The following is a 20698-nucleotide window of genomic DNA, read 5'->3' as shown; positions in this document are numbered from 1 at the left end:
GACGCACCCCGGTACGCACCCGATTACACGCCCGAATTCCGCTTCGATCCGATTCCCGCTCAACCCGCTCACTCCGCGAGACGCCGCCGTGAACGACCAGCCCGCCCAGCCTCCGCACGACATTCCCAACGAAACGATCGACCTGCAGATCGCCGACGTGCTGGCGGCCGTCCGCTACCCGGCCAACAAGGATGCGATCGTCGATGCCGCCCGCGACGCGGGCGCCAGCAACGAAGTGCTGTCGATGCTCGACGGCCTGCCCGAACAGGACTACGCGGACGTCGACGCCGTCACGCACTGGGTTGCCGGCAACTTCGGTCCCGGCCTCGGGGTTTGAGCGCGCAACCATAACGCGATAGGATCAGGCCGCACCGGTCGCGCAGCGGCCGGCTGGCTGTCGCCCGGCGCAAGACCGGGCGTTTCCGCGTACGTGCCCCGGGGAACTCCATGGAAGGCATCCTGATCCAGCACACGACACGCCGTCAGCTCTGGTTCGGCGCACTGACGGCGCTCGTCATCGTGCTCGCGCTCGGGATCGCCGCGCCGCACGCGAACGTCGCGCTGCCGGCCGTCGAGCCGTTCATGCCGATGTGCGCGCTCACCGTGTTCACCACCGCGAGCATCGCGGCGTTCTTTCTCGGCGCGCAGTTCACCGTGACCCGCCAGCCGGTGCTCGGCGCGCTCGGCGGCGCCTATGCGTTCACCGCGCTCGCCGTTGCGCTGCAGCTGCTCACCTTTCCCGGCGTATTCGCGCCGCACGGGCTGTTCGGTGCGCAACCGCAAAGCGCCGCGTGGATGTGGATCTTCTGGCATGCCGGCTTCCCGAGTTTCGTGATGGTCGCGCTGCTCGCGCGCGCGCGGCTGGCGCGCGCACCGGTCGGCGTGCGGCAGACACGGTGGTGGACGCTCGCACTGGTCGGCGGGCCGGCTGCCGTCGCGGGATTGCTGAGCCTGTTCGCGCTGAACGTGTCGCTGCCGCCCGCGTTTCATCCGCCGGGCGACGCGTCCGTGCTGCCCGTCAACGCCGTCGCGCTGGTCGTGTGGCTGCTCAATGCGCTGGCGCTCGTTGCCGTGCTGGCCACCGGCCGGCTGCGCACGACCCTCGACCTGTGGCTCGCGATCGCGGTGCTTGCGTGCGTCACCGACACCACGCTGAACCTGATGAGCACCAATCGCTTCACGGTCGGCTGGTATCTCGCGCGCGTGTTCAGCATGTTCACGCCGGGCGTGCTCGTATGCGTGCTCGCATGGGAAGTGACGATGCTGTACCAGCGGCTGTTCGAGGCACACGCGACGCTGATCCGTTCGTCCGCGCGCGACGGCCTGACGGGTGCGTTCAACCGCATGCACTTCAACGATCACTTCCACACGCTGTTCCTGCAGTCGCGACGGCAAGGCGAACCGCTGTCGCTGCTGATGGTCGACGTCGACCACTTCAAGGCGTACAACGACGCGTTCGGTCACGTGAAGGGCGACGCGTGCCTGATTGCCGTCGCGAATGCGTTGGCCGGCGCGGTGAGGCGGCCCGCGGACATGGTCGCGCGTTACGGCGGCGAGGAGTTCGCGATCGTGCTGCCGAATACGGGCGCGCGCGGCGCGCGGGTCGTCGCCGAGGAAGCGCGCGAAGCGGTATTGCGGCTCGATCTCGCGATGCCGACATCACCCGCCGGACGCGTGAGCGTGAGCGTCGGCTGCGCGACCGTGGCGGCCGACGATCTCTCCACACCCGACGCGTTGATCGAAGCCGCCGATGCCGCGCTGTATCGTGCGAAGGATACGGGGCGAAACCGGGTCGTCACTGCCTGAAAACGTCTGCTGTTTGGGGATTTGTTACGGTCATTGTGACCGGAATAATCCGCCGTTACGGATTGCGGAGCAGGGAAACGATCGCTTACAGCCGGTGTTGCGGGCGCTCGCTATGCTGGGTTTCATATTGAACCCGAGCAGGTGAACCCGATGAAGAAGACCCTTTTGCTGATTGCCGGCGTCGCCGTGTTGCTGAGCGGCTGTATCGTGGTGCCTGACGGTGGCGGGTATTACGGTGGTGGCGGGTATTACCATCACCGGCATTGGGATTGACGTGGATGACGGTCCGGCTGCTTCGATCCGGGCCTTCGCGCCATCAAGCCGGCGCAGTCAGCTCGGCATGCATCAGAAATACCTGTAGCGCAGCGAGCGTTTCGTAGTGAAGACGCTCGAGGCGCGCATCCTTCTCCGCGTCTTCGATCAGATTGCGCTCGGCATTGAACTGATAAGGCTCCCCCAGCAGTTCGGCCATGTCGATCTGGAAGTACGTGCACTCCCCATAGGGCCGCTTGCCGTCGATGTAGGACAGCGGCCAGAAGTCATTGCGCTTCAGCACCGCATCGATCGAGTAATCGTCGAGCGTTCTCCAGACGGTCCCTTGCAGTATCGCGAGATGCTCGGCGCGAAATTCGAAACGCCCCGATGCGTCAACGCCGCTTTCCGGAAAATCGAACGCCTCGCGCAGTTCCGCCGGGATCACGTATTGCCCCGGTGACAACGTGCCCGCGACCGTGACGAATTCGGGCACGACGTGGCCGAGTTCTGCCAGCGTACGAATGGCCAGGCATCGGAGCACTCGGTGTGACGCGCGGCAAACATCGGCAGCGCGACGGGATTCAACTTCGGCAGAGGTTTGCGGCTGGCGTCGCCGTATCCGAAACGCGAACTCAGGTCGTGCCCGTAGCCGTCATCTGCGGCGGATACGCGGAAGGCGACAGGTTTCGAATGACCATGCGGTCGAGTTCGGCTTGCGCCTGCGCAATTTTCTCGTCGGCTGCGACGATTTTCCGCCGATGGCGATAACGCGCCACGAGTACCGAGCCGATTATCACGAGACCGAAGACGACGTTCCCGACGGCCGGCGTATGGTCGGCAAGCTCGCCGGCCAGGGTACCGAGGATCGCACCGCCTATCACGCCGAATATGGCCGCGAATATGCCATCGACGATCCAGCTCTTCGAAGGGTATTTGAGCCGCGCAACGTTGATTGCGACAACGGCATCGACCATGCCGTCCACCTTGCCCTGTACGGCATCGAGTTGTGCTTCGATGTCATCCGTCAGGTTTCGGGCGCGCGCCTTGTCCGGTTCGGCGAGCACCCCGGCATTGGCATAGGTCAGCAGGATGCCGTCCAGCTCTTTCCATGCGGCTTCCAGATCGGATGACACCCGGCCTTCTTCCCGCAAATGGCGCCAGCCGGTATCCACATCGTTGAGGTCGACGTATGTGCCGTGCGATGCACAGCATTCAAATACCGCAAATGCCCGACGCAGCTCGAGCTCCGTGGTGAAGTTGTCGTTCGCTCGCGACCGTTGGCTTTTCGCCATGTCGGTCGTCGAGTTGCCGGTTGATTCGCCGCGTTTTCCGAATCCGAATCCCATGCGTGCCCTCTCTTTGTTTTTTGGACCGGGGGTCGTTGTGTCGAAATGTCCCGGCCGGCCGATTTTACGGCAGGCCGCGTGACGTGCACGGGGGACCGATCGCGATCGGGGTGGCCGATCAACAGCGAATGACGAGCCGTAAAGCGCTTTCGAACGTCGAATCCGCAGACATCACTTCCCGATACAAAACCTGCTGAAAATCACCCCCAGCAGATCATCCGAAGTGAACTCCCCGGTAATCGAATTGAGTTGCTCCTGCGCGAGCCGCAGTTCCTCGGCAAACAGATCGAGCGACTGAGCGCGTTGCTCCGCATGATCCGCCGCCTGCGCGAGATGCTCCTGCGCAGCCCGCAGCGCGATCAAATGCCGCTCCCGCGCGAGATACACGCCCTCCGCCCCGGCCTGCCACCCGGCGATCCGCAGCAGCTCCGCGCGCAGCATGTCGATCCCGTCGCCGCGCTTCGCCGACAGATGCACCTCGGTCAGGTCGCCTTCCGCCGCCGGATGCTCGACACACGCCGCCACGCCGGTCAGGTCCGTCTTGTTCAGCACGCGTACCACCGGCACGCCGCCCGGAAACCGCGCGGCAATCGTCTCGTCATCCGCCGTCATCCCGGTGCGCGAATCCAGCAGATGCAGCACGACGTCCGCCCGCTCGATCTCGCTCCACGTGCGTGCGATGCCGATCCGCTCGACCTCGTCCTCCGTCTCGCGCAACCCGGCCGTATCGATGATGTGCAGCGGAATCCCTTCGACCTGGATCGTCTGCGCGACCTTGTCGCGCGTCGTGCCCGCGATCGGCGTAACGATCGCCAGCTCCGCGCCGGCCAGCGCGTTCAGCAGCGACGACTTGCCGACGTTCGGCTGCCCCGCGAGCACGACCGACAATCCTTCGCGCAGCAACGCGCCTTGCCGCGCATCACCCAGCACGTGCGCGAGCTGCGCGCGAATCTTCGCGAGCTTGCCGCGCGCGTCGGCCGCCTCCAGGAAATCGATCTCCTCTTCCGGAAAATCGAGCGTCGCCTCGACCAGCATCCGCAGCGTGATCACGTCGTCGACGAGCGCATGGATCTGCCGCGAGAACGCGCCGTCGAGCGAGCGCCCGGCCGAACGCGCGGCCGCTTCGGTGCTCGCCTCGATCAGGTCGGCGACGGCCTCGGCCTGCGCGAGATCGAGCTTGTCGTTCAGAAACGCGCGTCGCGTGAATTCGCCGGGCTCCGCGAGCCGCAGCCCGAAACCGCGCCCCGCATCCAGGCAGCGCTGCAGCAGCAGCTGCATCACGATCGGCCCGCCGTGCCCCTGCAGCTCGAGCACGTGCTCGCCGGTATACGAATGCGGCGCCGGGAAGTACAGCGCGATCCCGCGGTCGAGCGGCGCGCCGTGCTCGTCGAGGAACGGCACGTAACTCGCATGGCGCGACGCGAGCTTCTGCCCGCACAACGCGTCGATCAGCGGCAACGCGGCCGCCTCGCCGCCGCGCCCGAACGACACACGGACGACCCCGATGCCACCCCGGCCGGCAGCAGTGGCAATGGCGACGATCGGATCGGAATCGGTAGCGAGCATGGGAATCGGATGAATCGGGTGATCAGTGAATATGGTGCGCCCGCGCAACAGTTCGGGCATCGGAACGCCGGCATTGTAGCGTGCCGGCCCACACGCCACCGGTCGCCACGCTGGATTCGGACGCGCCCGAATTTATCCCGCCGGGGATAAGCCAAGTATCAGTCCGGCGCCATGTCACAACGACGGTTTCGGACGAGTATGCCTGCTGGAGCGGCCCAACACTGTGGCCCTCAATTTTTCCTCCCACTCCGATCGAGATCGGGATTCGTCTGAACGAGATATGTTTAGCCCGAATGGTTGTCTGAAACGTGGTGGTGGAATTGCACAATCTCCCCCATGCCGACATCCGAAGAAAAAGCCGCGTTCTCGGAACGCCTGAAATTCGCCCTGCGGCGCAGCCCGGAGAAGATCACCGGTGCGACCGAACTGGCGAACCGATTCAATCTGCGCCACCGCGGAGCGCAACCCGTTTCGCCGCAAACCGCGCATAAGTGGCTGACGGGCCGCACGATTCCGACGTCGGACAAACTCGCCACGCTCGCCGAATGGCTGCGCGTCGAACTCCACTGGTTGCATTACGGCCCGTCGCCGAGCGTGATCGAACATCCGACGCCGCAACCGCTGCCGCGCGACGAGCGCTATCCGCCGACGCCCGAGACGATCGAACTCGCGTCGAAGATCGAAGCGCTGTCGCCCCATCATCGCTACCTCGTGCAGGAACTGGTCGAGCAGTTCTACGGCGACTCGGGCGAATCGAAGAAAGGCTGAACCCGCACCGGCACCGCAAAAGCAAAAAGCCGCATGGCGCGAACCATGCGGCTTTTTTTGCGTGCATCGCGGGCGGCTCGCCGCCCGCGTATGCAACGGGCGTCAGGCTGGTTTCTTCTTGGCCCCGCCGAGCTTGCGCGTGATGTAGTACTGCTGCGCGATCGACAGCACGTTGTTCACGACGTAGTACAGCACGAGGCCGGCCGGGAAGAAGAAGAACATCACCGAGAACGCGATCGGCATGAACTTCATCATCTTCGCCTGGACCGGGTCCGGCGGAGTCGGGTTCAGGCTCGTCTGCACGTACATCGACACGGCCATCAGCACCGGCAGGATGAAGAACGGATCGCGCTGCGACAGGTCGTGAATCCACAGAACCCACGGCGCGCCGCGCATTTCGACCGAGGCGAGCAGCACCCAGTACAGCGAGATGAACACCGGGATCTGGATCACGACCGGCAGGCAGCCGCCGAACGGATTGACCTTCTCGGTCTTGTACAGCTCCATCAGCGCGGCGTTCATCTTCTGCGGATCGCTCTTGAAGCGTTCGCGCAGCGCCTGCATGCGCGGCGTGATTTCCTTCATGCGCGCCATCGACTTGTAGCTCGCAGCCGACAGCGGGAAGAACACCGCCTTGATCAGGATCGTGAGCAGCACGATCGACCAGCCCCAGTTGCCGATGTAGCCGTGGATCTTCTCGAGCAGCCAGAACAGCGGCTTCGCGATGATCGTCACCCAGCCGTAGTCCTTCACGAGTTCCAGGCCCGGCGCGATGCCTTCGAGCATGCGCTCCTCTTCCGGACCGGCGAACAGGCGTGCCTGCACGTCGGCCGACTGGCCCGGCGCGATCGCGGCGACCGGCTGCTTCACGCCGACGCGGTACAGCGTCGGATCGATCTTTTCAGCGTAGATGTCGCGCTTCACGCCCTGCTGCGGAATCCAGGCCGACGCGAAGTAGTGCTGCACCATCGCGACCCAGCCGTTGTCGGCGGAGGTCACGTAGTCGGCCTTGTTCTTGTCGAGGTCGCTGAAGTTGATCTTCTGGAAGTGCTTCGCGTCCGTGTAGACCGCCGGCCCGAGGAACGTATGCGAGAACATCGGCGTTTCGACTGCCGTGTTGTCGCGCACCAGTTCCATGTAGACCGTCGGCGTGACAGGTGCCGTGCCGACGTTGTCGATCTTGGTGTCGACGCCGATCACGTAGCTGCCGCGCGTGAACGTGTAGGTCTTCACGACCTTCACGCCGCCCTTCACCGGCGATTCGAACGACAGCTTCAGCGCGTTCTGGTCGCCCGTCAGCGACGTCGAGCCGGGGTTCAGCTGCGTGTAGACGTCGTTGTGGTTCGGGAAATCGCCGCCGAGCAGGCCCGAGCGTGCGAGATACGTATGGCCGGCCGTGTGGTCGAACAGCGTGATGTACAGGTCGGGCTGCTTGCCGTCGCCCTGCTTCTTCAGCGTCAGCTTCGCGAGCGTGCCGCCGCGCGTGTCGATTTCGCCGTCATAGACGTCGGTCGAGAACTTCACGAGCTGCGCCTGGGCGGCCGGAGCAGTGGTCGACGGGGCGGCGCCGGCTGCGGCGGCAGGCACTTCACCTGCGGTCGTCGTCGCGCCCGTGCCCGATGCACCGCCGGCAGCGGCCGCGGGGGCCGTCTGCGTGGCGCTCGGGAAGAACATCGACGGGCGTCCATGGGACCGCTGCCAGTTGTCGTACAGCATGACAGCTGACATGAAGAAGATCACCCATAGGACGGTGCGTTTGATATCCATGCGTTGTCTCAGAGTCGATGGGACCGCGCGTCGGCTTCGCCGCGAGCGCGAGTGTCGGAGTTGGGCGGCGGGACGAGGTCGATGCCGCCCGCGGAAAACGGATGGCATCGGCACACGCGCCTGACGGCGAGATACGTGCCGCGCGCGGCGCCATGATACTGGATTGCCTCGCGCGCGTAATCCGAACAGGAAGGATAAAAACGGCAACGGTTGCCGAGCATCGGGCTCACGGCAACCTTGTAGAAGCGCAGCAAGGCGATCAATACCGTTTCCATACCTTGGGCGGCGCCGTACGACGCCGCGTCAAAACCGGCCGGGCAGGCGCGAACGCCGCACCGGGCACGGATGCGTCACTCGGACGCGGGCTTCGACGCACGGCGGGCGATTTCCCGGACTGCCCTGTCGAGCAGTTCGCGGATCTCGCCCGCGCACATCGCCGCGAGCGGGGCGGAAGCCGCGCTCGGCAGCGCTTTCTTGTCGAAGCGCGTGTGCTGCCGCAGCAGCAGGTCGTAACCGGCGAACTCGGCCCGGCGCAAGCGAAACGCATCGCGCGCCAGCCGCTTCACGAGGTTACGTGTTACCGCACGCGGCGCATACTTCTTGCCGACGACGAGCCCCAGACGCGCGGGCTGACCGGTCGGCTTGCCGTAAATCACGAAGTGCGCGGAGCGCCGCCAGGGGCGCAAACGAAAAACGGATGAAAATTCATCCGTTTTCAGAAGTCGCGCAGCTTTCGGGAAGGCGGCTTTCGTCTGCGACGGATTCGCACCCGGCTCGACGGCACCTTCCGCAGGACTGCGGACGGCGGACACAGCGCGCAACCTGCCTTAGATGGCGAGGCGCTTGCGGCCCTTCGCGCGGCGAGCGTTGATGACCTTGCGGCCACCTGCCGTCTTCATGCGGACACGGAAGCCATGGGTGCGCTTGCGGCGCGTCACGGACGGTTGGTAAGTACGTTTCATGATGTTCTCACTTGTTCGAGAATGTCGAAATTCAGGGGACCGCGTGCCCTTAACCGGAGGCATTCGGGCGAACGCAATCGCCGGGAATACAGGATTGGTTTTCGCGGAACCCGCTATTTAAACCGTTTTTCTCTTGACGGTCAATACTTTAGGAGTCGCTCGCCTGTGCCGGCCCACGCCGATCCGGCCCCGCGACCCACCATCCCGGCCTGTGGATAACTCGCGCTGTGGTCGCGTTTGGCGGTAGAATCTCGCCTTATCTCCAAGAATCCCGCACGCCGCCTCGGCCCGCGCCTGCCCCTCCAGCACTGTGACGCAGGCGTCCGAGGCACGCTCGCACGACCGCTTCGGGCCTTGTTGCGCAACCGCGACAAGGGCGCCGGCGAGCCGCGCTGTGCACGCAAAAAACGACAGTTACTTGATGAACGATTTCTGGCAACACTGTTCCGCACTGCTGGAGCGCGAGCTGACGCCCCAGCAGTACGTGACGTGGATCAAACCCTTGGCCCCGGTGGCCTTCGATGCGTCGGCGAACACGCTGTCCATCGCCGCGCCGAACCGCTTCAAGCTGGACTGGGTCAAGAGCCAGTTTTCGGGACGGATCTCCGATCTGGCCCGCGAATTCTGGAACACGCCGATCGAAGTCCAGTTCGTCCTCGATCCCAAGGCAGGCATGCGCAGTGCCGCGGCCAGCGCCGCATCGGGCGCAGCCGCCCCGCGCGCGCCGCTTGCACCGAGCGGCCCGGCCGCCACGGTGGCCGCGATCGCCGCCAACCTGGCCGCGAACGCCGGCGCTGCGCCCACAGCGCCGGCCGACGTGCCGATGACGCCGTCGGCAGCCGCCGCGCACCACCTGAACGCCGACGACGCCGACATCGACCTGCCGAGCCTGCCCGCGCACGAAGCCGCGGCCGGCCGCCGCACGTGGCGCCCGGGCCCGGGCGCCGCACCCGCGAACGGCGGTGAAGCCGATTCGATGTACGAGCGTTCGAAGCTGAACCCCGTGCTCACGTTCGACAACTTCGTGACCGGCAAGGCGAACCAGCTCGCGCGCGCCGCCGCGATCCAGGTCGCGGACAACCCGGGCATCTCGTACAACCCGCTGTTCCTGTACGGCGGCGTCGGCCTCGGCAAGACCCACCTGATCCACGCGATCGGCAACCAGCTGCTGCTCGACAAGGCCGGCGCGCGGATCCGCTACATCCATGCGGAACAGTACGTGTCCGACGTGGTGAAGGCGTACCAGCGCAAGGCGTTCGACGACTTCAAGCGCTACTACCATTCGCTCGACCTGCTGCTGATCGACGATATTCAATTCTTCTCCGGCAAGTCGCGCACGCAAGAGGAATTCTTCTACGCGTTCGAGGCGCTGGTCGCGAACAAGGCGCAGGTGATCATCACCAGCGACACGTATCCGAAGGAGATCTCGGGCATCGACGATCGCCTGATCTCGCGCTTCGACTCGGGCCTCACCGTCGCGATCGAGCCGCCCGAGCTGGAAATGCGCGTCGCGATCCTGATGCGCAAGGCGCAGTCGGAAGGCGTGAATCTCTCGGAAGACGTCGCGTTCTTCGTCGCGAAGCACCTGCGCTCGAACGTGCGCGAACTCGAAGGCGCGCTGCGCAAGATCCTCGCGTATTCGAAGTTCCACGGCCGCGAGATCTCGATCGAGCTGACCAAGGAAGCGCTGAAGGACCTGCTGACCGTGCAGAACCGGCAGATTTCGGTCGAGAACATCCAGAAGACCGTCGCCGACTTCTACAACATCAAGGTCGCCGACATGTATTCGAAGAAGCGCCCCGCGAACATCGCGCGGCCGCGACAGATTGCGATGTATCTCGCGAAGGAACTCACGCAGAAGAGCCTGCCGGAAATCGGCGAGCTGTTCGGCGGGCGCGATCACACCACCGTGCTGCATGCGGTGCGCAAGATCGCCGACGAGCGCAGCAAGGACGCGCAGCTCAACCACGAGCTGCACGTGCTGGAACAGACGCTGAAGGGCTGAGCGCGCGGCGCGCTTGATAATTCGGCCTCCGCCCCAATTTAAGGGGGGCGGTTCGGTTTTGAGGCACAATACTGGTTTGACCGCCCCGGTGGTGGCGGGCCAAGAGCCCGGCCGGCGGGGCGCTGCGAGGCTGCTGCGCTGCAGGCCGTTACTCAACGAAGGAACTCTATGCAACTGGTCAAGACCGAACGAGACACCCTCCTCAGGCCGCTGCAAACGGTCAGCGGCATCGTCGAACGCCGCCATACGTTGCCGATCCTCGCCAACCTGCTGATCACCAAGAACGGCCCGGACGTTTCATTCCTGTCGACCGACCTGGAGCTGCAGATCACCACGCGCGCCGATTTCGGCGTCGGCGGCGACCAGGTCGCGACCACCGTCGCGGCCCGCAAGCTGCTCGACATCCTGCGCGCGATGCCTGACGGCCAGGTCACGCTGTCGCTCGCCGACAAGCGGCTCACCGTTCAATCGGGCAAGAGCCGTTTCGCACTCCAGACGCTCGCGGCCGACGAGTTCCCGACCGTCGCGCAGGCGAAGGATTTCGGCGCCACGCTCACCGTCCCGCAGAAGTCGTTCCGCCAACTGCTCGGCATGGTGCACTTCGCGATGGCGCAGCAGGACATCCGCTACTACCTGAACGGCATGCTGCTCGTCGTCGACGGCGACCAGCTGATGGCAGTGGCCACCGACGGCCACCGCCTCGCGTTCTCGTCGATGAAGCTCGAAGGCGGCACGTTCGGCCGCCAGGAAGTCATCGTGCCGCGCAAGACGATTCTCGAGCTGCAGCGCCTGCTCGAAGACATCGACGACACCGTCACCATCGACATCGCGCAAACCCAGGCCAAGTTCACGTTCGGCCAGGTCGAGCTCGTGTCGAAACTCGTCGAGGGCAAGTTCCCCGACTTCCAGCGCGTGATCCCGAAGGCGCACAAGAACACGTTCGAGATCGGCCGTGAAGAACTGCAGCGTTCGCTGCAGCGCGCGGCGATCCTGACCTCCGACAAGTTCAAGGGCGTGCGCTGCATCATCGCGCCGGGCCAGCTGAAGATCATGTCGACCAACGCCGATCAGGAAGAGGCGCAGGAAGAACTCGAAATCGCCTACCAGGGCGATACCGTCGACATCGGCTTCAACGTCACGTATCTGCTCGACGTGCTCGCGAACCTGAAGGTCGACACCGTGCAGGTGAGCCTCGGCGACGCCAGCTCGAGCGCGCTGATTACCGTGCCCGAGAACGACGAGTTCAAGTATGTCGTGATGCCGATGCGCATCTGACGCGCACGACATCAAGACACACACCAGGGGGCGGCAAGCCCCTTTGGCGTTTTTATGGCGAACCGACAACCCGCCCTTTTAGTGCCTTTTCGGCACTTGGGCGGGCCAGGAAACTGGAGCGGCCCGGCGATTTCCTTCGCTGAAACGCACCGCGCCGCCACCTGAGTGGCCTCGCAGAACCGGAAGATATCCATGAGTGAACAGCACAATTCGCAACCCGATAACAGCAGCTACGGCGCCTCGTCGATCCAGATCCTCGAAGGTCTGGAAGCGGTGCGCAAGCGCCCCGGGATGTACATCGGCGACACGTCTGACGGCACCGGTCTGCACCACCTCGTGTTCGAGGTGCTCGACAACTCGATCGACGAAGCGCTGGCCGGGTACTGCAACGACATCCACGTGACGATTCACGCCGACAACTCGATTTCCGTGACCGACAACGGCCGCGGGATCCCGACCGACGTGAAGATGAACGACAAGCACGAGCCGAAGCGCAGTGCCGCCGAAATCGTGATGACCGAGCTGCACGCCGGCGGCAAATTCGACCAGAACAGCTACAAGGTGTCCGGTGGCCTGCACGGCGTGGGCGTGTCGTGCGTGAACGCGCTGTCGAGCTGGCTGCGCCTCACCGTGCGCCGCGACGGCAAGAAGCGCTTCATGGAGTTCCACCGCGGCGTCGCGCAGGATCGCGTGCTCGAGGTGGTGGACGGCGTGGAAGTGTCGCCGATGCTCGTGACCGGCGACACCGAGAACCGCGGCACCGAAGTGCACTTCATGGCCGATCCGACGATTTTCGGCACGGTCGAGTATCACTACGACATCCTCGCGAAGCGGATGCGTGAACTCTCGTTCCTGAACAACGGCGTGCGGATTCGTTTGACCGACCTGCGCTCGGGCAAGGAAGACGATTTCGCGTTCGCCGGCGGGGTGAAGGGCTTCGTCGAGTTCATCAACAAGACGAAGACCAACCTGCACCCGACGGTGTTCTTCGCCAACGGTGAGAAGGACGGCGTGGGCGTCGAAGTCGCGATGCAGTGGAACGACAGCTACAACGAAAACGTGCTGTGCTTCACGAATAACATCCCGCAGCGCGACGGCGGCACGCACCTGACCGGCCTGCGGGCCGCGATGACGCGCGTCATCAACAAGTACATCACCGACAACGAAATCGCGAAGAAGGCGAAGGTCGAGACGACCGGCGACGACATGCGCGAAGGGCTGTCGTGCGTGCTTTCCGTGAAGGTGCCGGAGCCGAAGTTCAGCTCGCAGACGAAGGACAAGCTGGTGTCGTCCGAGGTTCGTGCGCCGGTTGAAGAGGTTGTGGCGAAGGCTCTGGAAGAATTCCTTTTGGAAACGCCGATCGACGCGAAGATCATCTGCGGGAAGATTGTTGAAGCTGCGCGGGCGCGGGATGCTGCGCGGAAGGCGCGTGAGATGACGCGACGTAAGGGCGTGCTCGACGGCGTCGGCCTGCCGGGCAAGCTCGCAGACTGCCAGGAGAAGGATCCGGCTAAGTGCGAAATCTACATCGTCGAGGGTGACTCGGCAGGTGGGTCGGCCAAGCAAGGGCGCGATCGTAAGTTCCAGGCGATCCTGCCGCTGCGCGGCAAGGTGCTGAACGTCGAGAAGGCGCGCTACGACAAGCTGCTGTCGTCGGAACAGATCGTCACGCTCGTGACCGCGCTCGGCTGCGGCATCGGCAAGGAAGACTACAACCTCGACAAGCTGCGCTATCACCGCATCATCATCATGACCGACGCGGACGTCGACGGTGCGCACATCCGAACGCTGCTGCTCACGTTCCTGTATCGCCAGATGCCGGACATGATCGAGCGCGGCTATGTGTATATCGCGCAGCCGCCGCTTTACAAGATCAAGGCGGGCAAGGACGAGCGGTATCTGAAGGACGACGTGGAGCTCAACGCGCATATGCTGCGGTTGGCGCTGCAAGGGTCGGAGCTGGTGCCGAGTGAAAATGCGGCGGCGATTTCGGGTGATGCGCTTGGGGAGTTGGCGCGGTCGTATCTGCTGTCGCAGAGCGTGATCGAGCGGTTGAGCCGGTTGTATGATCCGGCGGCGCTGGAAGCTGTTATGGATGGGGTGGTGATCGATCTCTCCAATGAGGCTTCGACTGAGGCTTCGGCTAAGGCGCTGCACGCTGCGTTGCATGATGAAGCGCTGAAGAACGAAGTGCGGGTTGTGCCTTCGTATGACGCGGTTCGCGAACAGCGGGCGCTGCATGTCGAGCGCACGCATCACGGCAACGTGCGCGTTTCGGTCATCGACCAGGAATTCCAGCACACCGCGGATTATCAGCAGCTCGTGACGACGGCGAATACGTTCAAGGGGCTTATTGGGGAAGGTGCGGTCATCAAGCGCGGTGAGCGCAGCATGGCCGTGGCGGACTTCAAGAGCGCGATGAAGTGGCTGCTGGCGGATGCTGAGCGGAACGTTTCGAAGCAACGCTACAAGGGCCTTGGCGAGATGAACCCTGAGCAGCTGTGGGAAACGACGATGGATCCGGCAGTGCGGCGACTGCTGCGTGTGCAGATCGAAGACGCGATTGCGGCGGACGGGATCTTTACTACCCTCATGGGGGATGATGTCGAGCCGCGGCGAGCGTTTATTGAGTCGAATGCGTTGCGGGCGGGGAATATTGACGTTTAATTCGTTATCGCAGACAGCTTCGTACCCTTTTGTCTAAAAAAGCAGACCCATAAGTTGCCAAACTTATGGGTCTTTCTTAACCACTTAAATTCTTCACCTAAGCAGCAACAGCAGAACTCTTTACCTCATGAAGGAGCTCGCCACTTGCCTCGATCGCATAATTAATAAACGAGAGTGCCGATTCCGTTGGCAACTTAAGATCATCCGAGAATACGAAAATTTCTTTCCCCTTATACACACGAGATGCATTGTATTGCAAATCGTATAAAAAAGAGCGTCGAGCGCCGTAGTAACTTAGGATTTGAGGTGCACTATCATACGAAACCACCCATTTCCTAACCAACTGACGCTGAATCACATTAGATATACGTTCGTGATCAGCCGCAGCATAGGAATTCAAATAAAGACGGCTAGCTTTTTCAAAATAAGGCGGGTCGCAATAAATGAGGGTCTCCATAGGTAACGTCGGAACATACTCCTCCATGAAGCGCTCAGCATCCCAATTTTTTAGAACGATTGACGAACTACGCGAAGCGATTACCTCGATTCTTCGAATTAGTTCATTTCTGGAGAACCGAGCATCCATCCTCCAGTCTCCATCTTGCGCAAGACCACCAATTAACCCACCGGACAGCACTCCGGATCGGTTGCATCGATTGAGATAGAATGTGCTAAAGCCAACCTCTAGTTGAGAATGTCCCTTCGGGTTTCGAACAATCTCACGGCGGCGCTTCCACTCCTCAACCGTAAGAGATGCTGTCGAAATCATTCGACATAATTCATCAGGCTTAGACAGAACCGATCGCCAAAACGCGTAAATCGGAAGCGATGAATCGTTAAGATGAACCTTGCTTACCCGGTTATCCAGGAGCAACTCCATGGCTACTCCTGCTCCTCCAGCATATGGTTCGACATAGTGCCCACCAATCAAATCATTTGCCTGAATAATTTCAAGGATAAATGGAGTCAGTTTTTGCTTACCACCGGGGTAACGAAGCGGAGTGCGATATCGGCTCATGAAGCGATTCCTAAATTGCCGTTATGGCCGGTTCATTGCATCCAGCAACGGGAAAATATTCCCGAAAAGGATAGCAATATCTGTTGGTTGATGGGAAAATTTCGGATTATGTACCAACTGATTCATGGAGGTTACAGAAAGCATTCCTTCCGGTTTTGCAATTTCTGCCATCGCCCCATGAAGCTCCCGCACCATCTCTTTGTCTTTTTTATCATTGGTTAGGTGGCGAGTAATATCTCGAAGCACCTCCACCAGCGGTTTGTCGACACCTTTCTTTGTCACAGACAATCCATCGGCTTTATGATCAAGGCAGTATGCTTTTGCAGAAATTTCAAACATACTACGAAGCAGGAAGCAAAAAGCGATTGGATTTTTATCCAATTTTATAAGTCTAATCTCAATCAGAAGGGACGCTAGCTTCTCTCGATTGAGCCCCCTTGGCGCGAATTTTTTTAATGTGCGTGCAACCTGCCTTGGGTCATGAACAGCTACCGCAACAACGTTCTTACCACCTGCGGCCGCCGCCGCCCCGCCTTTAGATCCGCTTGCTGTTCCATTACCCGTCGATACACCGGTGCCTGTCGCTCCAGCAGAGCTTCTCGGACCATTTGATCCAGACGCCGTACCTTTAGATTGCCCGTTCTTACCGTTTAAGGTCGTATCAGTTGCTGCTTGAGTGGGATCCGGCGCAATGCCGTATTCACTGGCAATATCCCGGTGTCGGAGTGAATCAAAGCGAACGACACTTAAACCAATGTCGCGCATAATGTTATCGAATTCCGCACGCTGCTTTATCTTCGGGTACTTTTTTGCGAGATCGGGGCCATTCACTGCCCCAACACGCGTCGCAATACGTTTCGCCGCCTCTTCCAATACACTTAGAGGATAGTCACCGGCCCAGCGCTGAGCTTGAGTATCAGTGTGATTCTTACCTTGTTCTAGATATTTTTCAAGAAGGTCAAGCGCCGGCTCCGAAGCTCCATTTTCATCTCGATTGTGGCGCGCTCGAGCGACGGCGGTCCATCCGTCACGCCCCGCCTTTTCGCCCTTACCATGGGTCAGGCTACGAATTCTGTTGACAGTTTCGGCCTCATCCGGCTCATAAATAGCACATGGTACGTTCGAATTCTCTCGCTTCCAAGTTGCCGAGATATTTTCGATTCGATCTAGGATATTCTGCGGAATTGGGAGTCCATCCACAGGAATTAAACCGTGAATCAGCTTAAGCGCCGAGATACGGCGATTCCCTTCTTTAACGACTAACGAGGGACGAGCTCCGCTCCCTTTTTGGACCAAAATATTCTCAGTGGGCAAATACCCAGTTTCAAGAAGACTTTCGGTTAGAGCCCAGAACCAATCCGGATTTATGGCGATAATGGCTTCCACCGCATGCCGCTCATCAGATTGCCTGAGAGTTCGGTAATTAGCGAGATCGAGCTTGAGTTTTTTGACTGGTGTCGGTGTTGTGGCTGGCATTTAATCCCCCCCGTGGGAAAGAATTGATTGTACAGAAGGTAGATGCTCACGGGCGCAGAAATTCGACTGCGCCGCTCACGGTTTAGTGGGCGACCACACGGAGTGCGCTCCATACAGCGAACGAAGACGCTCGTTGCTTGTCTAGCCAAACCGCCAAGTCTTTGCCACCGTGGCCACTCATAGCCAGTACATTTGGCGCTTGCGTCACTTACGCGCACCCCGGACGTGCCGGATGCTCAGCACACTGAGAGATATGTACTCACGCGCATCTCCATCAAGAAAGCAAACATGACCTCTGGGACATACTGTGAAATAATCAGCGGACCGTGACAGAATGTTACCGGAGACCAAAATATGACAACTGTCATCCCGCAACCCGTTCCCGCGCAACCTGCTGCTGCTCAGCCTACAGCCCCTCAATTACCCGCGCTGCCAGATACGGTCCTTCCTGGCCTGACTGCCCTGACAACAGCGCTCGGTATACCTCGGACCGTGCTGGCGAGCGATGAGGAGATTGAGTACGCTTGGAAAGACTTGCCTCGGGAATTGAAGCAAATTCCGGCACCATTGCGTGGAGAATTGATTGCGAGAATGTGCGTAGCAGTCAGTACCGGGCTATTTGATGGCGCAATGAACTACATATGGAACGCTGCAATTCTTCAATTGCGAACGAAGGTTCAAAACTTCGGACTACCGATTGTTGCGCAGATCGTCCAAAGTGACTTTGAGGAGAAGCACCTCCTTGAACTCCAAGATAGCAAGTTGTTGGATCTTTGCCTGAAATTGAATTTGGTCGATGAAGACGGTTTCTTTTTTCTAGATCAGTGCAGAGATGTAAGAAACAATTTCTCAGCAGCCCATCCTACACTTGGTACAGTTAACGATCGGGAATTTACGACATTTCTCAATCGCTGCGTTCGCTACGCATTGGCCGATGCATCCTCACCAAAGGGCGTGGACATCGGTGCATTTATTTCAGCAGTGAAAGGTGCTCGGTTCAATGGAACTCAACTAGCTGTTTGGATTCAAAGGCTTAGCGAAACACATGACGCACAGAGGCAAATGCTTGTAGGCATGACACACGGGATTTACTGTGATCCAAACACACCCGAACCGCCTCGCCTCAACTCCCTCGATATCTGTAATGCTTTAAAAGCGAGATTCACGGCAGCAACTCGTTCCGACTTGATCAATCGTCACAGCGAATATGCGGCCAAGGGCGATGAGCCGCGGCACACAGCGTCACTGCAGTTTTTTGAAAAGCTTGGTCTCCTAACTCTCCTCAATGAGTCTGAACAGCACGCAGTGTTCGTTAAAGCAATCGATCGATTGTGGAGTGTGCACAACGGCACAAACAATTTTTACAATGAACCACCGTTTGCGGAACGCCTTTACGAACTCTCGCAACAGGGTGCAGTGCCAGAAACTGCGCAAGAACAGTTTGTTGAGTCCGTTGTATGCTGTTATATCGGCAATGGATACGGTGTCTGTTGGGCTGCCGAAGGCAACTACCAGAGCATGATTCGGGCGTTTTCACCACGCGAAATCGCGACCATGATTCGCCTCGCCATGTCAAATACCAATATGCTTGGTCGGCGTGTGAGCAGCATTACGACTTGTCGCTCTCGATTTAAAGCAGCGCTTGGATTTATTGACTCCGCAAGTGTTCCAAGCGGCGTTCGGGCCGATTACGACAACTTCCTCAAATAATCTAATTGCCACAAATGCACTGGGGCGCCACCGCCCCAGCTCCGGAGTTTTTCACCGTTGCCACCTCCGGGATGTAGCCGGGCTGCAGATCCAAATCAGTTTGCGAAACTTAACTCTTAGCAAGCACGCGCTGTGCGTGGGCAACATAGGCGAGAGGGCGATTCACAAGGGCGCGGCCGCCGCGAATGCTGTTGATCGCTTGATAGGTGGCCCCAGCGAGCGACAGCGCTGCGCCTGCATACGCAGTCACGTTACCAGTGTCTGTAGCATGAAGTGTAAGACCAGCACCCCATAGCGGGGCTAACGTCCCCAGCGTTATCGAGCCGAAGGAAGGGCGCATAGCCTCCTCGATTTCTGCGATATCTGATTTGCAGCTCAGCAAAAATGCCTCGTTAGCGCCGACGCGATCGTCCGCATCTTGAAGCGTCGCAACAAATGCGCAATGCGCTTCGATCCGAGTGCGCAAAGGAGGAAGAAGATGGCCGTATCGCCTCTTAAATCGCAGAAGTTTGTCCAACGGGACGGAGCCTCTTGGTGTCGGAAGTAGGTGCCGTAGCACGACTTCTCGCGCCTTTTGGCTATGAAGATTTCGGGCCGATGTGTTCGAGCGAGCCCGCAATCCCATAGCGAAAATCATCTTGTTGGTCACGGGCGTTGCATTGACCTCAGGAATCGCCCCCAAACATGCCGCAAGGTAGGACATGAACATTGTTGCCGTGGTTGACTCCACGTCGTACCACGCCCAATCGACCTGCTTAGCGAGACCGGCCTTAACCAAGAAACGAGGTATTTCACCAAGCTTCTCTGCGTGAATTCGGGTTAACGCGTGTTGAGCAGGACGTTCTTGCCTGCGCACACCGAGCCACCTCAGCCTGTGCTCGATCAACGTGATGAAGCTCTCATCGAAGCGGGGCAAACAATGAATGTATTCAGCGGGTATTACTGGTTCTACAAGGCCTTCGACAAGCAATGTTCGCATGAACTCGTTCATCTGCTCGGGGCGGCTCATATGGTCCGTCGGGACAATGGATGATAGCTTGTCCCAATATAAGAGCGACTTCACTGTCCATGCGTTGTCAGGGAGCGTGATGTAGGGAAAATAGAGTGCGTTGGCACGCATGTGGTTCTTGCAATCCATATCTCGTCGTTCATCGATCTCTAGACCCATGCCGTAACTTCCTGCGGGGAAAACTCATGAAGCTATGCCGATTGGCCACTCCCCGAATTTTCCATATTTCGAGATGCCCAGTTAGATAGACTCAAATGGCATCACCGCAAAAAGCGCGGGCCGCATGGGCTGCCACCCATACGACCCGCTGACCACAACCAACTCGTTTCCGGAGTCGGAAGATGGCTAACGCCTATAGTAAGTCACGTCCCAAGAAGCTCAAACAATATCCAACGGTTGAGCTGCCCCTCAGCAACAAGCCTGACCTTCCCCAGGACGGCCAACCGTACATGCCATGGATGCGCGCCATCGACGCGCATTTCGAGATGTTCGGATTCAAGCCGGGTGATCGCGTCTATCTTCGATTCAACTTTGATTCCCGAAGGGTCATCATTACGCCCGACTACAGCGCGCTGAACTGGCGAGAGCAGCCCTATGGGGCAGCTGCCCAAGAAGAGGAAGAGGAGCTGGAGCACGCAGCGCTGGCCCCTTTGCGCCGCTCTGTTGTCTGGTGACGGCTCGACGTGAAGCACTTCGGCGCGCGCCTTGATGCAAATGGTCCACGGCGGCGCTGCAAGTAACTTCAACAACCGTCACAACAGACGAGAAGTTGCGCTCTGCTCGCTCGCATTCGACGGCATCGCAAGCATCAGTGCATACAGCACGACAAGCATCCATGCTGAGTGCTCCGCACGCATTTCCGCCGCCCAAATGCAAAAACCCCCGCCTTTCGGGCGGGGGTTCCTGGCTTAGGGAGCCTGACGATTACCTACTTTCACACGGGAATCCGCACTATCATCGGCGTAGAGTCGTTTCACGGTCCTGTTCGGGATGGGAAGGGGTGGGACCGACTCGCTATGGTCATCAGGCAAAGAGGGTTGTTGCGCTGCTTCGCAGCACAACCAATCT

At 60.3% G+C, this 20698-nt stretch carries 19 protein-coding genes and 1 rRNA gene; 9 read left to right on the top strand and 11 right to left on the bottom strand.

Annotation, left to right across the window (positions count from 1 at the left end; all coding sequences use genetic code 11):
• Positions 1 to 88 precede the first annotated feature (88 nt).
• The 3 genes from FOZ70_RS21415 to FOZ70_RS38125 all read left to right on the top strand — a co-directional run bounded on the left by FOZ70_RS21415 (position 89) and on the right by FOZ70_RS38125 (position 2079).
• A complete protein-coding gene (locus FOZ70_RS21415) occupies positions 89 to 337 on the top strand; it encodes a DUF2795 domain-containing protein (protein ID WP_027788809.1) in 249 nt (82 codons plus the stop codon).
• A gap of 110 nt (positions 338 to 447) precedes the next feature.
• The gene (locus FOZ70_RS21410) at positions 448 to 1806 is read left to right on the top strand and encodes a sensor domain-containing diguanylate cyclase (RefSeq protein WP_021157979.1); all 1359 of its coding nucleotides are present in this window, start codon (positions 448 to 450) and stop codon (positions 1804 to 1806) included.
• A gap of 150 nt (positions 1807 to 1956) precedes the next feature.
• The gene (locus FOZ70_RS38125; RefSeq protein WP_021157980.1) at positions 1957 to 2079 is read left to right on the top strand and encodes a hypothetical protein; all 123 of its coding nucleotides are present in this window, start codon (positions 1957 to 1959) and stop codon (positions 2077 to 2079) included.
• Between the two features lie 43 nt (positions 2080 to 2122).
• Here FOZ70_RS38125 and FOZ70_RS21405 read toward each other — a convergent pair whose 3' ends face one another.
• The 3 genes from FOZ70_RS21405 to mnmE form a co-directional block, all read right to left on the bottom strand.
• Positions 2123 to 2506, bottom strand: coding sequence for a hypothetical protein (locus FOZ70_RS21405; protein WP_219706654.1), 384 nt, complete (start codon positions 2504 to 2506; stop codon positions 2123 to 2125).
• 187 nt (positions 2507 to 2693) lie between these two features.
• Complete coding sequence (locus FOZ70_RS21400; RefSeq protein WP_155635141.1) at positions 2694 to 3407, bottom strand: hypothetical protein; 714 nt, start codon at positions 3405 to 3407, stop codon at positions 2694 to 2696.
• Between the two features lie 171 nt (positions 3408 to 3578).
• Positions 3579 to 4973, bottom strand: coding sequence for a tRNA uridine-5-carboxymethylaminomethyl(34) synthesis GTPase MnmE (gene mnmE / locus FOZ70_RS21395; protein WP_219706653.1), 1395 nt, complete (start codon positions 4971 to 4973; stop codon positions 3579 to 3581).
• Positions 4974 to 5309: 336 nt separating this feature from the next.
• On the opposite strand from mnmE, the gene FOZ70_RS21390 reads away from it, so the two are divergent.
• Positions 5310 to 5741 (top strand): transcriptional regulator, encoded by a 432-nt coding sequence (locus FOZ70_RS21390; RefSeq protein WP_021157984.1) that lies wholly within the window; start codon positions 5310 to 5312, stop codon positions 5739 to 5741.
• A gap of 102 nt (positions 5742 to 5843) precedes the next feature.
• On the opposite strand, the gene yidC is transcribed toward FOZ70_RS21390, so the two are convergent.
• From yidC to rpmH, 4 genes are all read right to left on the bottom strand, one after another.
• Positions 5844 to 7508 carry a membrane protein insertase YidC gene (gene yidC / locus FOZ70_RS21385; protein ID WP_027788804.1) on the bottom strand — a complete coding sequence of 555 codons (1665 nt, stop codon included), beginning with the start codon at positions 7506 to 7508 and terminating at the stop codon, positions 5844 to 5846.
• A gap of 8 nt (positions 7509 to 7516) precedes the next feature.
• Positions 7517 to 7783: a membrane protein insertion efficiency factor YidD gene (gene yidD, locus FOZ70_RS21380; protein ID WP_006750110.1), complete on the bottom strand. Its 267-nt coding sequence runs from the start codon at positions 7781 to 7783 to the stop codon at positions 7517 to 7519.
• Positions 7784 to 7858: 75 nt separating this feature from the next.
• Positions 7859 to 8320 (bottom strand): ribonuclease P protein component, encoded by a 462-nt coding sequence (gene rnpA, locus FOZ70_RS21375; protein ID WP_219706652.1) that lies wholly within the window; start codon positions 8318 to 8320, stop codon positions 7859 to 7861.
• A 15-nt stretch (positions 8321 to 8335) separates the two neighbouring features.
• Entirely contained in the window at positions 8336 to 8470 is a 135-nt protein-coding gene (rpmH, locus tag FOZ70_RS21370; protein WP_004198824.1) for a 50S ribosomal protein L34, read from the bottom strand.
• A 421-nt stretch (positions 8471 to 8891) separates the two neighbouring features.
• Here rpmH and dnaA point away from each other — a divergent pair, with 421 nt between their 5' ends.
• The 3 genes from dnaA to gyrB all read left to right on the top strand — a co-directional run bounded on the left by dnaA (position 8892) and on the right by gyrB (position 14417).
• Positions 8892 to 10475, top strand: a complete 1584-nt coding sequence (gene dnaA, locus FOZ70_RS21365; protein WP_027788803.1) for a chromosomal replication initiator protein DnaA — start codon at positions 8892 to 8894, stop codon at positions 10473 to 10475.
• 168 nt (positions 10476 to 10643) lie between these two features.
• Positions 10644 to 11750 carry a DNA polymerase III subunit beta gene (gene dnaN / locus FOZ70_RS21360; protein ID WP_006756934.1) on the top strand — a complete coding sequence of 369 codons (1107 nt, stop codon included), beginning with the start codon at positions 10644 to 10646 and terminating at the stop codon, positions 11748 to 11750.
• A 192-nt stretch (positions 11751 to 11942) separates the two neighbouring features.
• Positions 11943 to 14417, top strand: coding sequence for a DNA topoisomerase (ATP-hydrolyzing) subunit B (gyrB, locus tag FOZ70_RS21355; protein ID WP_219706651.1), 2475 nt, complete (start codon positions 11943 to 11945; stop codon positions 14415 to 14417).
• A gap of 97 nt (positions 14418 to 14514) precedes the next feature.
• Here the strand turns inward: gyrB and FOZ70_RS21350 are convergent, their stop codons facing one another.
• Positions 14515 to 15435, bottom strand: a complete 921-nt coding sequence (locus FOZ70_RS21350; RefSeq protein WP_219706650.1) for a DNA adenine methylase — start codon at positions 15433 to 15435, stop codon at positions 14515 to 14517.
• A 21-nt stretch (positions 15436 to 15456) separates the two neighbouring features.
• Positions 15457 to 16911, bottom strand: a complete 1455-nt coding sequence (locus FOZ70_RS21345) for a hypothetical protein (protein ID WP_219706649.1) — start codon at positions 16909 to 16911, stop codon at positions 15457 to 15459.
• A gap of 354 nt (positions 16912 to 17265) precedes the next feature.
• Here FOZ70_RS21345 and FOZ70_RS21340 point away from each other — a divergent pair, with 354 nt between their 5' ends.
• Positions 17266 to 18621 carry a hypothetical protein gene (locus FOZ70_RS21340; RefSeq protein ID WP_258025691.1) on the top strand — a complete coding sequence of 452 codons (1356 nt, stop codon included), beginning with the start codon at positions 17266 to 17268 and terminating at the stop codon, positions 18619 to 18621.
• Between the two features lie 109 nt (positions 18622 to 18730).
• Here FOZ70_RS21340 and FOZ70_RS21335 read toward each other — a convergent pair whose 3' ends face one another.
• Positions 18731 to 19789, bottom strand: a complete 1059-nt coding sequence (locus tag FOZ70_RS21335; protein ID WP_219706648.1) for a DUF6236 family protein — start codon at positions 19787 to 19789, stop codon at positions 18731 to 18733.
• A gap of 182 nt (positions 19790 to 19971) precedes the next feature.
• Here FOZ70_RS21335 and FOZ70_RS21330 point away from each other — a divergent pair, with 182 nt between their 5' ends.
• Positions 19972 to 20304, top strand: a complete 333-nt coding sequence (locus tag FOZ70_RS21330; protein WP_219706647.1) for a hypothetical protein — start codon at positions 19972 to 19974, stop codon at positions 20302 to 20304.
• A 241-nt stretch (positions 20305 to 20545) separates the two neighbouring features.
• On the opposite strand, the gene rrf is transcribed toward FOZ70_RS21330, so the two are convergent.
• Positions 20546 to 20658 (bottom strand): 5S ribosomal RNA (gene rrf / locus FOZ70_RS21325).
• Between the last annotated feature and the right edge of the window lie 40 nt (positions 20659 to 20698).

The organism is Burkholderia sp. COPS (assembly GCF_019425585.1).
Classification (GTDB): Bacteria; Pseudomonadota; Gammaproteobacteria; order Burkholderiales; family Burkholderiaceae; genus Burkholderia; species Burkholderia cepacia.
The sequence above is the reverse complement of the archived record's forward strand: the minus strand, read 5'-3'. Positions and strand labels throughout refer to the sequence as shown.

Coding starts and splice junctions, on each gene's coding strand:
- FOZ70_RS21335 (WP_219706648.1), bottom strand. CDS start 19,789: ATGGGTCTAGAGATCGATGAACGACGAGATATGGATTGCAAGAACCAC.
- FOZ70_RS21350 (WP_219706650.1), bottom strand. CDS start 15,435: ATGAGCCGATATCGCACTCCGCTTCGTTACCCCGGTGGTAAGCAAAAA.
- FOZ70_RS21410 (WP_021157979.1), top strand. CDS start 448: ATGGAAGGCATCCTGATCCAGCACACGACACGCCGTCAGCTCTGGTTC.
- FOZ70_RS38125 (WP_021157980.1), top strand. CDS start 1,957: ATGAAGAAGACCCTTTTGCTGATTGCCGGCGTCGCCGTGTTGCTGAGC.
- FOZ70_RS21390 (WP_021157984.1), top strand. CDS start 5,310: ATGCCGACATCCGAAGAAAAAGCCGCGTTCTCGGAACGCCTGAAATTC.
- dnaA (WP_027788803.1), top strand. CDS start 8,892: ATGAACGATTTCTGGCAACACTGTTCCGCACTGCTGGAGCGCGAGCTG.
- yidC (WP_027788804.1), bottom strand. CDS start 7,508: ATGGATATCAAACGCACCGTCCTATGGGTGATCTTCTTCATGTCAGCT.
- mnmE (WP_219706653.1), bottom strand. CDS start 4,973: ATGCTCGCTACCGATTCCGATCCGATCGTCGCCATTGCCACTGCTGCC.
- FOZ70_RS21345 (WP_219706649.1), bottom strand. CDS start 16,911: ATGCCAGCCACAACACCGACACCAGTCAAAAAACTCAAGCTCGATCTC.
- dnaN (WP_006756934.1), top strand. CDS start 10,644: ATGCAACTGGTCAAGACCGAACGAGACACCCTCCTCAGGCCGCTGCAA.
- FOZ70_RS21340 (WP_258025691.1), top strand. CDS start 17,266: ATGACAACTGTCATCCCGCAACCCGTTCCCGCGCAACCTGCTGCTGCT.
- FOZ70_RS21400 (WP_155635141.1), bottom strand. CDS start 3,407: ATGGGATTCGGATTCGGAAAACGCGGCGAATCAACCGGCAACTCGACG.
- rpmH (WP_004198824.1), bottom strand. CDS start 8,470: ATGAAACGTACTTACCAACCGTCCGTGACGCGCCGCAAGCGCACCCAT.
- yidD (WP_006750110.1), bottom strand. CDS start 7,783: ATGGAAACGGTATTGATCGCCTTGCTGCGCTTCTACAAGGTTGCCGTG.
- gyrB (WP_219706651.1), top strand. CDS start 11,943: ATGAGTGAACAGCACAATTCGCAACCCGATAACAGCAGCTACGGCGCC.
- FOZ70_RS21330 (WP_219706647.1), top strand. CDS start 19,972: ATGGCTAACGCCTATAGTAAGTCACGTCCCAAGAAGCTCAAACAATAT.